Below are 13236 nucleotides of genomic sequence, written 5' to 3' on the forward strand. Positions count from 1 at the left end.
TATAAAGATGGTAGATGAAGCTACAAAATACTCAGAAGCTGATTTAGCAGAGTTCAAAGAGATAATCCTTAGCAAAATTCATAAAGCGCAAGCAGATCTAGATTTGATAAAAAGTGCGTATATGAATGATTTGAATAACGGGACTGACGATACTTCGCCTACGTTTAAAGCCTTTGAAGAAGGAAGCGAAACGATGTCTAAAGAAGCAAACTCACAACTGGCGATTCGTCAGGAGAAGTTTATTCGTGATTTGAAAAATGCACTCTTCCGTGTAGAAAATAAAACGTACGGAATTTGTAAAGTTACAGGCAAATTAATTGGGAAAGAAAGATTAAAAATCGTTCCTCATGCAACAATGAGTATCGAAGCAAAGAACTTACAACGATAAACCTCTTGTTAAACAACATTTAACGCTCCATTGGGAGCGTTTTTTTTGATTAAATTGTTATTTTTGCGCCATTAAAATTTATAAAATGTCATTACGAAAAGCGTATCTCCTTATTTTTATCTTATTACTTGTTGATCAAGTTTCTAAAATTTACATTAAAACTAATTTTATTTTAGGAGAAGAAGTTGAAGTGTTCAAATGGTTCAAAATTCTGTTCATTGAAAATGAGGGAATGGCTTGGGGCGTTCAAATTCCTGGAATTTATGGAAAATTATTTTTAACTCTTTTTAGAATCGCCGCTGTAGGTGGAATTGGATATTGGTTGTGGGATTCAGTGAAAAAGAAGAGTTCGGATTATTTAATTGTCGCGATTTCATTAATTCTTGTTGGTGCTTTCGGGAACATCATTGATTCTGTTTTTTACGGAGTTATTTTTGACGATAGTCAACAACAATTAGCTACTTTATTCTCGGATCAACCTTATGGAACTTGGTTTCACGGAAAAGTAGTTGATATGTTTTACTTTCCTTTTTGGCACGGAAATCTACCAAGTTGGTTACCAATTTGGGGCGGAAAAGAATTTACTTTTTTCAACGCTATTTTTAACGTTGCCGATATGGCTATTTCTACAGGAGTTGGGATTTTGATTTTTTTCAACAAAAAAGCATTTCATCACAAAACAGCCTAAATTTTCAACTAAGAATTCACAACATAAAAAAAGACCTATTTCATATTTGAATAGGTCTTTTTCTTTTATTAATTTTTATTATGTCCGGGTGCGTAACGTTTAGCGCTTTTTCCGCCATATATTTTTTTAGCTTGACCCGGTGGGAGTTTTTTAGCTTTATAGGTAGATCCGCTGGTTCTGGTGTGAATGCTACAGTTTGAAAATGAAACTGCAAATAGAATAACCATAACGCTTACGGCAAATCTTGAATTTTTAAATGTTCTCATAACTTAATTAGATTTAATCTGTTGCGAAAGTACGGATTAAAAATTAAAAAGAGTGAATGGAATATGGGGTTACGCAATAATCCAGTTTTATATCACCTTCAAAAATATCGGTAATCAATTCTTCGGATTCAAAAAGAGAAAGACCAATTTTAATTACATCCGATTTGCATTCCGATAAGAATTTATCGTAAAACCCTTTGCCATACCCCACGCGATGCCCTTTTTTGTCGAAAGCCAAAAGCGGCACAAAAACCACATCAATTTTATGCGAAGGAACTTCAATTCCATCTACAGGTTCCGGGATATTGTATTCGTTTTTCTTGATTCGGGTGTTGTCTGTCAAAAGAAAATGAACCAAATCACAAGTTTTAAAATCGCATTTCGAAACAATAACCTCCTTGTCTTTTCCGGATAATAAGTGCAGGATAAATTCAGTATTGATTTCTTTTTGTTCTGTAATGGGTAAGAAAATATGAAAATAGGTTTTCTCCCAAATAGGAAGTTTGAGTAGTTTATTGGCAACAGCCAAACTCATTTCCTCTAGTTCATTTTCAGAAAGTTGTTTCCGTAATGCTTTGTACTTTTGTCGTAATTCCTTTTTTAGCATGAATGGTCGCTTTTAAATCGGTTATAAAAGTACTCAAATGATCCACTTCAACGTGATCCATAATCACAATTTTATACCATTGATTGCCATTGCCGTGTTTTTGGGGAACCAAATCGTATTTTTCTTCCAATGCTTTAGTGATGTGTTCTGACGGAATGGTTACAATGTTCATGTAAGGTTCCCTGAAATAGGGTAGATTCAAATCATCCAACTGTTCGCATAACCACTCGGTTCGCATTTGTAAAACGCGAATTTTTTCACACCATCCAAAAGGACCATAGGTGAACAATATCATCCATACCGCTATAGCATTTGCTCCCGAGCGGCTTCCGCAAAGCGTCAAATCCATTCCTTCGACATATTCAGCTTCCTTGGTCAGTACGTTTTCAATTAAACCTTTTCGGCAAATAAACACGCCGGTTCCGTATGGAGCCTGAAGCATTTTGTGTGCGTCAATGGTTATGGAGCTGATTTTTGGATTCTCAAAATTGATGTCGCAATTTTTATTGCTAAACGGATAAACAAATCCGCCATAAGCTCCATCAATGTGCAGTTTATATGTTAAATGTTGTTTTTCCAGTATCTGGATATAATCGTCAGGATTGTCTACGGCACCAAACATGGTTGTTCCCATATTTGAAACTACGATGAAATATTTTTTGCCTCCTTCTTTTGCATTGATAATGATATTTTCAAGAGAAAAAGCATCTATAACACGGGTTTTAAAATCAACGGGAATTTTTAGCCAATCGAGCATCAACAAGTTGGCCGCTTTCGGAATGGAATAATGCGTATCTTCTGATGCAATGATAACTATTTCAGCAGGTTTGGCATTCAGGTTATACATAAAATAATTGCGATACATCCAGATGGCTTGAATATTTGCTTCTGTTCCGCCAGGGGCAATGTAACCGTCAAAAGAATCGGGTTGCACTTTGAAAATATCCACGGCAAGAACATTCAAGACTTCACGTTCCATTTCCTGTGTTCCTTTAAATGCTTTTTCGGAAGTGCCAAGGGTGTGGCATCCAATATGATTGGGATTGGCAACATAGGTTTGGAGGGTAGGAGCATCTTTCAGGAAAGGCGCATCACTATTGAATACTTTTCCGTCTAATTTAGATGCAGGATACCCCAAAGAAGCATCATGGGCAAAATTTACGTTTTCGTTCAACGCTTTTTGAATGCGCTCTTGTCTTTCTTTTTGGGATAATTTTTTCCAGAATTGCATACACAGTAGTTTTAGTCAAAACTACTGTGATAAAACGATAAAAAACATGATAAATGTTAGGTTTTCTGAAAGGGTTTTTGATTGCTAAAAGGAATGTTGACTGAAAAACAGATTTTATTCTTCATCCTCTTCAGTAGTGTTTGACATGTGGTAAATAGCATCGCCTTCGTAAACAATAGGGGAATGATTGGCGTTGATCACGTAACCATCATTTGGCGCTTTAACTTTTCGCTCAAACTTTCCGTACGGATCTGTTATGGTGGCTAGAATTGTTCCCTTTTGTACAAAATTACCAATAGTATTATAATCGTGCAACAATCCGGAACATTTGGCTCTAATCCAACCTGATTTTTCAATATAGATTGAAGGCGATTTTGGTTTGATTGCCGTATGTTTTGGATCTAACATGCCAAGGTGTGACAATAGGCGTTTTGCGCCATTAACTCCTTCATCGGCTACGGAATTATTAATGTCAAGTGATTTTCCGCCCTCGAAAAGCAGCATTTTTACATTCATTTTTTCACTGGAACTTCTGAAAGAACCTGAAATGTTTTTGGAGTACAACGTAAACGGAGCATTAAAAACATCTGCCAATATTTTTAACGGTTCATTGTTCTGGGTAAGACGAATTTGCGGCGCATTGAAACGACTGGCGCCACCGGCATGAAAGTCAACGGCATATTGTACAATTGGCATAATCTCCGTTAAAATATGAAAAGCGAATCTGCTGGCTAAAGAACCTGTTTTGCTGCCGGGAAAAACCCTGTTTAAATCCCTGCCATCAGGAAATTCCCTGGATTTATTGACAAATCCGTATACGTTAATGATAGGAATACAAATGATTGTACCTTTTTTTGGCCTGTTTATTTTCTTGCTGATAAGTTGCCGAACGATTTCGACACCATTAATTTCATCTCCATGAATTCCTGCTGAGAAAAGCACCACGGGACCATCAATTTTAGAACGGCGAATAATAACGGGAATGTTTAGTTTTGTAGTGGTGTGTAATCGGGCAATTTCGACATTGATAGTTTTACTTTCGCCAGGAATAATGCTTTCGCCGAAAATTACGATTGGCGCGGGATTGGTTTTTATCATAAGTTCTTGAAAAGATAAAAATAACGATAATAACGAATTAGAAACTAAAATTCTGATAAAAATTTCGCCAGAAAGATTTCAAGAGCATTGATTTGTATTTCGTGATTTTTGAGATTAACTTTGTTACATGAATCCAGCAACTTTAGCCTTACAAATTCAAACCTTACCAGACGGTCCCGGCGTATATCAATATTACGATAAGGAAGGGAAAATTTTGTATGTGGGCAAAGCCAAAAACATAAAAAAAAGAGTCTCTTCTTATTTTAATAAAATTCATGATACGGCCAAAACCAATGTGCTTGTAAAGAAAATTGTAACCATAAAACACATTGTTGTTCCTACGGAAACCGATGCGCTGTTATTGGAAAATAATCTGATAAAAACATTACAGCCGCGTTACAACGTATTGTTGCGGGATGACAAAAGTTATCCGTGGTTGTGTATCAAGAAAGAACCTTTTTCACGCATTTTTGCCACTCGAAGAATGGTCAAAGATGGGTCGGAATATTTTGGACCTTATACCAGTTTTAAAACCGTAAACACTATTTTAGAACTGATAAAAGAATTGTATCCGCTACGAACCTGCAACTATGATTTGAGTAAAAGCAATATTGAAAGCGGAAAATTCAAGGTTTGTCTCGAATATCATATTGGTAATTGCATGGGACCTTGTGAAGGTCACGAAACGTTAGAAAATTACCAAAAGCAAGTTGACGCGATTCGCGAAATCCTGAAAGGAAATTTCAAGGAAAGTATGAAGGATTTCAAACGCGTCATGACCAATTTGGCCGCTGATATGCATTTTGAAGAAGCGCAAAAAATCAAAGAGAAAATAGAAATCCTCGAAAATTACCAATCACGTTCCACAATTGTAAATCCTAAAATCACGAATATTGATGTTTTTTCAATAGTTTCTGATGAAAGTGCGGCGTATGTGAATTTCCTGCAAATTTCTCACGGTTCGATTATTCGTTCGCACACGATGGAAATCAAAAAGAAACTCGACGAGTCGGATGAAGAATTATTAGAATTGGCGATTGTCGAATTGAGAGAGCGTTTTCAATTGCTGTCTCGAGAAGTTATCGTTCCGTTTCACGTTGATTTGGGTGAAAACATAAAAATTACGGTTCCACAATTGGGAGACAAAAAGCAAATATTGGATTTGTCGATTCGCAACGCTAAGTTTTACCGAATCGAACAATTGAAACAATTGCAAATTGTAGATCCTGATCGCCATACTAAAAGGATTCTGGCGCAAATGCAAAAAGACTTGCGATTGCCTGTGGAGCCAAGGCATATCGAATGTTTTGATAACTCGAACATTCAAGGGACCAATCCTGTTGCGGCCTGTGTGGTTTTCAAGGACGGAAAGCCAAGCAAAAAAGACTATCGCCATTTTAATATAAAAACTGTCGAAGGACCTGATGATTTTGCTTCGATGACCGAAGTGGTCTATCGCCGTTACAAAAGATTATTAGATGAAAACGAGCCTTTGCCACAATTAATTATCATTGACGGAGGAAAAGGGCAATTATCCTCGGCATTAAAAAGTATCGATGAATTGGGTTTGCGAGGAAAAATTACGATAATCGGTATTGCTAAGAGGCTGGAAGAGTTATTTTATCCGGGTGATTCCATTCCTTTGTATCTGGATAAAAGATCGGAGACCTTGAAAGTAATTCAGCAATTGCGCAACGAGGCGCATCGTTTTGGGATTACACATCATAGAGATAAAAGGAGTAAAGCGGCATTAAATTCTTCGATAGAAAGTATTCCCGGGATTGGAGAAAAAACGATGCTGGCTTTAATTCAACACTTTAAAAGTGTTAAAAGATTGAAATTAGCGTCAGAAAAAGAAATTTCTGACGTTATAGGTATGTCTAAAGCCAAAAAAATTACCGAATTTTACAAGGCCACAAATGAATGATTAATTTAGATTATTGAAATTTGGGCAAATAATACCGGATCGTGCCAAATTCTATTACTACCAAATTGCTCCTTATGAAGAAAATCGCTCTATTATTCATTGTTTTTGCCAGTCTGACTGTGTTTTCGCAAGAGCAAAAGAAACCAAAAATTGGTTTAGTTTTAAGTGGAGGCGGTGCAAAAGGATTTGCGCATATTGGAGTCTTGAAAGTATTGGAAGAAGCGGGAATCAAGATTGATTACATTGGCGGAACCAGTATGGGAGCAGTTATTGGCGGTCTTTATGCTTCGGGTTATAATGCAAGTCAGATTGATTCTATTTTTCAAGCAACGAATTTTGACGAACTATTAAACGATTTTATTCCAAGATCTTCCAAAAATTTTTACGAAAAAAGAAACGACGAATTGTACGCGCTCATTTTGCCGTTTAGTAAACTCAAAATAGGTATTCCGGAAGCGCTGTCAAAAGGGATGTATAATTATAATTTGTTAAACAGAATTACCAGAAACGTTAGGCATATTAAAGATTTTAATCAGCTTCCAATTCCTTTTTTATGTATTGGAACTGATATAGAAACCGGAAAAGAAGTGCTGTTGAACAAAGGAAATCTGGCACAGGCTATGATTGCCAGCTCCGCATTTCCGTCTTTGTTTTCTCCTGTGGAAATTGACGGAAGGGTGCTTATGGATGGAGGTGTCGTTAATAACTATCCAATAGAGGAAGTGCGGAAATTAGGCGCGGATATTATAATAGGTGTTGATGTTCAAAATGATTTGTTAGATAGGAGCCAGCTTAAAGATGCCACGAGAATCTTGGTCCAAATTACAAATCTTCAATCCATTGAAAGGATGAAAAAAAATGTAAAAGAAACGGAGGTCTATATAAGACCGGATGTAAAAAACTACGGAGTTGTATCCTTCGACAAAGGAAAAGAAATCATTAGAAAAGGAGAAGAAGCTACATTCTCAGTTTATGAAAAAATAAAATTACTTGCCGATGAGTCTAGTCCGTATAAAAAGCCGAATCTAAAATTAGCAACAGACAGCTTGCAGATTATAGACATCAATAGCAATGAATTGGATAATTATACCAAAGAATATGTAATAGGTAAATTAAGATTTAAACCGGGAGCTAAAACGTGTTATGATGATTTGTTAAAGGGAATAAATAATATCAATGCGACTCAAAATTTCAGTGCTATATCCTATTCATTAGATGCAAATGAAAACGGGGATAATTTAAATTTAACTTTAAAAGAAAACCCTACAAAAACGTATTTGAAATTTGGATTGCATTATGACAATTTATTCAAGAGTGCCGTTTTGATTAACCTGACCCATAAAAAAACGTTTTTTAAAAATGACAGAACTTCTCTGGATATAGTTTTGGGAGATAATATCAGGTATAATTTAGATTATTATATAGAGAATGGATTTAATTTGAGTTTTGGTTTCAAATCGCAGTTTAATCAATTCAATAGAAATGTAGCCAAAGAAATAAGCACTTTAGATTTAGGAGCTTTGAGTGTAAAATCAATCAATGTTGATTTTCACGATTTAACAAATCAGGTTTATTTTCAATCTTTATTTGTTCAAAAATTTTTGATTGGCGGGGGAGTTGAATTAAAATATTTAAAAATAAAGTCGGAAACATTGGCCAATGCTGACCCGGTAATTGATAACAGTAATTACTTAAGTCTTTTTGGTTATATGAAATTTGATTCTTTTGATAATAAATATTTCCCAAAAAAAGGATGGTATTTTTCAGGCGATATACAATCGTATTTGGTGTCCTCGGATTACACCGGAGTTTTTGAACCTTTTTCCATCGCAAAAGCAGATTTTGGAGTGGCTGCAACACTTTTTAAAAATGTAACGGTTAAACTTCATACCGATGCCGGTTTCTCCTTTGGGAATAAAAGTGTTTCTTTTTTTAATTTTATTTTGGGAGGTTACGGTTATAATCCTATAAACAACTTCAAATATTTTTATGGGTATGATTATTTGAGTATTGCTGCCAATAGTTATATAAAATCAACAGGAACGATTGATTATGAGTTTTATAAGAACAATCATTTCAATTTTTCAGCAAACTTTGCTAATGTTGGAGACAGGATTTTCGAAACGGTAGATTGGATTTCAATCCCAAAATATTCAGGTTATGCAGTAGGGTATGGTTTAGAAACAAGAATTGGACCTATAGAAATAAAATATTCCTGGTCTCCGGAAAATGCAAAAGGATATACTTGGTTTAGCATTGGGTTTATGTTTTAATTGTAATTTAATTCAATAATAATTCCGATATTTGTTATCATGAAAACAACTTGGAGCGGTTTATTAGGATATCTGCAATTTCTCATCAAGAGGAACCCTGAATAAATTGCATTTTTTTGATTTAATTAAATAAGTTTAGTTCGATAAAACTTTAAACTTTTAAACGTTAATTTTTAAGCAAAAGAATCATGCCTTTATATCATAAATTGGGAAACTTCCCCCAAAAAAGACACACACAATTCGAAAAGCCAAACGGCGGTTTATACTATGAACAGCTTTTTGGAACAGAAGGTTTTCACGGTCATTCGTCATTATTATATCACGTTCACAGACCAACACAGGTAAAGGAAATTCTAAAATCCTATTCGGTGGAGCCTAAAATTGCCATTGGAAAAAACATAAAATCGTTGTTGTTAAAAGGTTTTGAGTTAAAACCTGAAGATGATTTTCTGGACAGTCGCAAAGCGATGTTAGTCAATAAGGATTGTACTATTGGGTTGGCTGCGCCAAGACAATCGTTGCGCAACTATTTCTATAAAAATGCCGATGCCGATGAAATGATTTTCATTCACAAAGGAAAAGGAAAATTGCGCACTATGATGGGAAATATTCCTTTCGAATATGGAGATTACTTGATTATTCCTCGCGGAATGATTTATCAAATTGATTTCGAAACATCAGAAAATCGATTGTTTTACGTAGAATCTTTTGCGCCTTTTTATACGCCAAAAAGATATAAAAACGAATCAGGTCAGCATTTAGAACATTCGCCATTTTGCGAGCGCGATTTCATTTTGCCAACAGAATTAGAAACGCACGATGAAAAAGGCGACTTTCTAATCAAAATCAAAAAAGAAGGAATGATACATGAATTCGTTTACGCTACGCATCCCTTTGATGTAGTAGGTTGGGACGGATATAATTTTCCGTACGGATTCAGCATTCACAATTTTGAACCTATAACAGGTCGCGTGCACCAGCCGCCACCGGTTCATCAAACATTTGAAACGTCAACATTCGTAGTTTGTTCGTTTTGTCCACGATTGTATGATTACCACCCAAAAGCAATTCCGGCACCTTATAATCACAGTAATATTGATAGTGATGAGGTTTTGTACTATGTAGATGGCGATTTTATGAGCCGCAACAATATCGAGCAAGGACACATTACATTGCATCCAAAAGGCATTCCGCATGGACCCGCACCAGGAGCAATGGAGCGCAGTATTGGCCAAACCATAACCCACGAATTAGCAGTAATGGTCGATACATTTCGCCCGTTAATGGTAACCGAAGAAGCCATGGGATTAGATGATGGTCAGTATTACAAATCTTGGGTTGACTAGGTCATTGCGAGGAACGAAGCAATCGCACTTAAGTATATAATAATAAGGAGCTATTTCCTGCTGTACGTTTTATCTTTTCCTGGCTAAAGAAGCCAGAAAAAGGATGCCACTTTCATCAGGGCTAGGGCTTTAGAGTAAATAACAACATTTTTAAATTAATAAATCCGTGTAAATCTATTTTATCCGCATCAACAGCGTTCCAGAATTAGATGTACCGAATCAAAAAATAAATACCATGTCAAAAGAAGTAAAATCAGTAGAATACGGACTAGAAAAAATATTTGAAGGAGCACAGGATTTTCTTCCTTTATTAGGAACCGATTATGTAGAATTCTACGTAGGAAACGCAAAACAATCTGCACATTATTATAAGACTGCTTTCGGATACCAGTCATTGGCCTATGCCGGATTAGAAACCGGAGTACGAGACAGAACGTCGTATGTGCTAAAACAAGATAAGATCCGCATCGTATTGACCACGCCATTAACACAAGATTCTCCTATACACGACCATTTGAGAAAACATGGTGATGGCGTAAAAGTCGCGGCACTTTGGGTAGAAGATGCAACAAGCGCTTACGAAGAGACAATGAAACGTGGGGCGCGTTCTTTTATGGAGCCAACCGTAGAAAAAGATGAATTTGGAGAAGTAGTACGTTCCGGAATTTATACTTACGGCGAAACAGTGCATATTTTTGTAGAACGCAAAAATTACAATGGTGTTTTCTTACCAGGATACAAAGAATGGAAATCCGATTACAATCCGGAGCCAACAGGATTAAAATACATAGACCACATGGTGGGTAATGTGGGTTGGAACGAAATGAATACTTGGGTTAAGTTCTATGAAGACGTCATGGGATTTGTAAATTTCCTTTCCTTTGATGACAAACAAATCAATACCGAATATTCGGCGTTGATGAGTAAAGTAATGTCGAATGGAAACGGAAGAATTAAATTCCCAATCAACGAACCTGCCGAAGGAAAGAAAAAATCACAAATTGAGGAATATCTGGACTTTTATGGCGGACCTGGAATTCAGCATATCGCTATAGCGACGGATGATATTATCAAAACAGTATCGCAATTGAAAGCAAGAGGAATCGAATTCTTGTCAGCTCCTCCACATACCTATTATGAGGCTATTCCGGAACGATTGGGCGATCACATGAAAATGATGAAAGAAGATTTGAACGAAATTGAAAAGCTGGCCATTATGGTTGATGCCGATGAAGAAGGGTATTTATTACAAATATTTACAAAACCTGTACAAGACAGACCAACCTTGTTTTTTGAGATTATTCAAAGAATGGGAGCCAAAGGCTTTGGTGCGGGTAACTTTAAGGCACTATTTGAATCAATTGAGAGAGAACAGCAATTGCGAGGAACGCTGTAAAAAAGCATTATTTTTACATATTGTGAAAAAATAACCGACAAACAACATGTTTCTTTGTAAATGTTGTGTTAAACTTTATTTTTCGCTAAAATAACTGGATTTGTTAGCTACCTTTGCACTCGCAAAAAGGGAAGGGGTGGTTTCCTTCCTGATTTCATATAAATTTCATAGTTTATAGTTTTTTGGTTAGTTAATAGCATAAAAACTCAGTCATTATTTGACTGAGTTTTTTTGTTTTAATATATTTGGAACAAAATTTGCTATTAGAGTCACTGAATTGACGAATAAAGTAACGATGAAAAAAATAATACTATTCTTTGTGCTGATAATGACCGTAAGTTTTGATTCTCCAAAAGAGGATGCTTATGACGTGGGAGAATGGTTCAAATTTCGAATTCATTATGGGATAGTCAATGCCGGCTATGCCACACTGGAAGTAAAAGACGCTACCGTGAATGACAAAAAGACGTTTCATGTTGTAGGTAGAGGATATACTACCGGAGTGTCTCGCTTCTTCTTTAAAGTGGATGATTTATACGAAAGCTATATTGACAAGGATACCAGAAATCCATACCAGTTTGTCCGGAAAATTAATGAAGGTGGCTACACTAAAAATCAAGAAGGTTTTTTTAATCAATCTACAAATAGAGTTCTTGTCAAAGATTACAAACATAAAACAGAGAAGACACTTTACGTTCCTAAAAACACACAGGACATTTTGTCTACCTTCTATTATCTAAGAAATTATCCTGGGATTGATAAGTTAAAAATAGGAGAGTCAGTTGCGATAGATATGTTTTTTGATGATGAAACTACAAAGTTTAAACTCAAATTTATAGGCCGTGAAAATATTACAACTAAATTTGGTGTGGTATCAACAATGGTTTTTAGACCTTTAGTACAATCAGGACGTGTTTTTAAAGAACAAGAAAGTCTTACCGTTTGGATTTCAGATGACGATAATAAATTACCAGTCAGAATAAAAGCCAGCTTGGCAGTAGGTTCAATAAAAGCAGATATAGATGCATACAGAGGATTGAAAAATCCTTTTAAAACAAATAAATAATGAGTAATACTGATAATTCAGAAGCGATTTTAAAAGAAATTGAAATTAAATACCAAGCAATAAATCAAAAAACAGAGACACAGCTGGAAGGATTGTTATGGTCAAAACCAATTACGTATTGGGATTATATTCAAACGGATGCATTATTGGGTCTTCAAATTCAAAGAACAACGCTTCCTGATGAAATGGTTTTTATCATGTATCACCAGGTAAATGAGTTGATATTTAAGATGATACTTTGGGAAATGAACCAGATTTCTTATTGTGAAAATATCAAAACAGATTTTTTTACTGAAAGATTAATGAGAATCAGTCGGTATTTTGATATGCTGACAACTTCTTTCGGTATTATGGAAAATGGAATGGAAGTGGATCAATACATGAAATTTAGAAATACGCTAACTCCTGCCAGTGGTTTTCAAAGCGCGCAATACCGTTTAATAGAATTTTCTTCTACAGACCTAATAAATCTTATCGATCACCGTTATAGAGATTCAATAGATAGAAATACGCCTTATGAATTTGCCTTAGAGCATTTGTATTGGCAAGCGGCCGGAAAAGATTATCATACCGGCAAAAAATCTTTTTTACTGGAGGAATTTGAAAGAAAATATAAGAAGATGTTCCTAAATCATATGGAAGAATACAATACCATAAATATTTGGCAAAAATTCAAACAGCTTCCAGAATTAGATCAAAAAAATCCAGAGTTAATAGTAGCGATGCGTCATTATGATCATACGGTGAATATCACTTGGGTAATGCAGCATTTGAATACGGCAAAGAAATATATTGATCAGAGCGGTAAAGGTGACGGTGAAGCGACGGGCGGAAGTGACTGGAAAAAATACATGCATCCAAAATACCAACGCAGAATATTTTTTCCGGAATTATGGTCGGCAGAGGAACTGGCGCATTGGGGAGAAGAAAAATAATTTGAATAAAAAAAC

General features: G+C 35.6%; 12 protein-coding genes. 8 read left to right on the forward strand and 4 right to left on the reverse strand.

Annotated features, from left to right (window positions below; translation table 11 throughout):
* Positions 1-7 precede the first annotated feature (7 nt).
* Both E0I26_RS01565 and E0I26_RS01570 read left to right on the forward strand, forming a co-directional pair.
* Complete coding sequence (locus E0I26_RS01565) at positions 8-388, forward strand: TraR/DksA family transcriptional regulator (RefSeq protein WP_131914743.1); 381 nt, start codon at positions 8-10, stop codon at positions 386-388.
* An 85-nt stretch (positions 389-473) separates the two neighbouring features.
* Positions 474-1076 (forward strand): lipoprotein signal peptidase, encoded by a 603-nt coding sequence (locus E0I26_RS01570; RefSeq protein ID WP_131914744.1) that lies wholly within the window; start codon positions 474-476, stop codon positions 1074-1076.
* Positions 1077-1144: 68 nt separating this feature from the next.
* Here E0I26_RS01570 and E0I26_RS01575 read toward each other — a convergent pair whose 3' ends face one another.
* From E0I26_RS01575 to E0I26_RS01590, 4 genes are all read right to left on the reverse strand, one after another.
* Positions 1145-1342: a hypothetical protein gene (locus E0I26_RS01575; RefSeq protein WP_131914745.1), complete on the reverse strand. Its 198-nt coding sequence runs from the start codon at positions 1340-1342 to the stop codon at positions 1145-1147.
* Between the two features lie 43 nt (positions 1343-1385).
* Positions 1386-1949, reverse strand: a complete 564-nt coding sequence (locus E0I26_RS01580) for a 5-formyltetrahydrofolate cyclo-ligase (RefSeq protein WP_131914746.1) — start codon at positions 1947-1949, stop codon at positions 1386-1388.
* Complete coding sequence (locus E0I26_RS01585; protein ID WP_131914747.1) at positions 1894-3180, reverse strand: pyridoxal phosphate-dependent decarboxylase family protein; 1287 nt, start codon at positions 3178-3180, stop codon at positions 1894-1896. Before E0I26_RS01585 ends, E0I26_RS01580 begins: the two co-directional genes overlap by 56 nt.
* Positions 3181-3294: 114 nt before the next feature.
* Positions 3295-4278, reverse strand: a complete 984-nt coding sequence (locus tag E0I26_RS01590) for a succinylglutamate desuccinylase/aspartoacylase family protein (RefSeq protein ID WP_131914748.1) — start codon at positions 4276-4278, stop codon at positions 3295-3297.
* A 127-nt stretch (positions 4279-4405) separates the two neighbouring features.
* On the opposite strand from E0I26_RS01590, the gene uvrC reads away from it, so the two are divergent.
* The 6 genes from uvrC (at position 4406) to E0I26_RS01620 (ending at position 13221) form a co-directional block, all read left to right on the forward strand.
* Positions 4406-6205 carry an excinuclease ABC subunit UvrC gene (gene uvrC / locus E0I26_RS01595; RefSeq protein ID WP_131914749.1) on the forward strand — a complete coding sequence of 600 codons (1800 nt, stop codon included), beginning with the start codon at positions 4406-4408 and terminating at the stop codon, positions 6203-6205.
* Between the two features lie 74 nt (positions 6206-6279).
* Positions 6280-8478: a patatin-like phospholipase family protein gene (locus E0I26_RS01600; RefSeq protein WP_131914750.1), complete on the forward strand. Its 2199-nt coding sequence runs from the start codon at positions 6280-6282 to the stop codon at positions 8476-8478.
* A gap of 188 nt (positions 8479-8666) precedes the next feature.
* Positions 8667-9824, forward strand: coding sequence for a homogentisate 1,2-dioxygenase (locus E0I26_RS01605; protein ID WP_131914751.1), 1158 nt, complete (start codon positions 8667-8669; stop codon positions 9822-9824).
* Positions 9825-10059: 235 nt separating this feature from the next.
* Positions 10060-11220, forward strand: coding sequence for a 4-hydroxyphenylpyruvate dioxygenase (gene hppD / locus E0I26_RS01610; RefSeq protein ID WP_131914752.1), 1161 nt, complete (start codon positions 10060-10062; stop codon positions 11218-11220).
* A gap of 295 nt (positions 11221-11515) precedes the next feature.
* A complete protein-coding gene (locus tag E0I26_RS01615) occupies positions 11516-12286 on the forward strand; it encodes a DUF3108 domain-containing protein (RefSeq protein WP_131914753.1) in 771 nt (256 codons plus the stop codon).
* On the forward strand, positions 12286-13221 hold the full coding sequence (locus tag E0I26_RS01620) for a tryptophan 2,3-dioxygenase family protein (protein ID WP_131914754.1): 936 nt from the start codon (positions 12286-12288) through the stop codon (positions 13219-13221). The genes E0I26_RS01615 and E0I26_RS01620 overlap by 1 nt, the downstream gene beginning before the upstream one ends.
* Positions 13222-13236 lie beyond the last annotated feature (15 nt).

Source organism: Flavobacterium rhamnosiphilum, assembly GCF_004349195.1.
Lineage (GTDB): Bacteria > Bacteroidota > Bacteroidia > Flavobacteriales > Flavobacteriaceae > Flavobacterium > Flavobacterium rhamnosiphilum.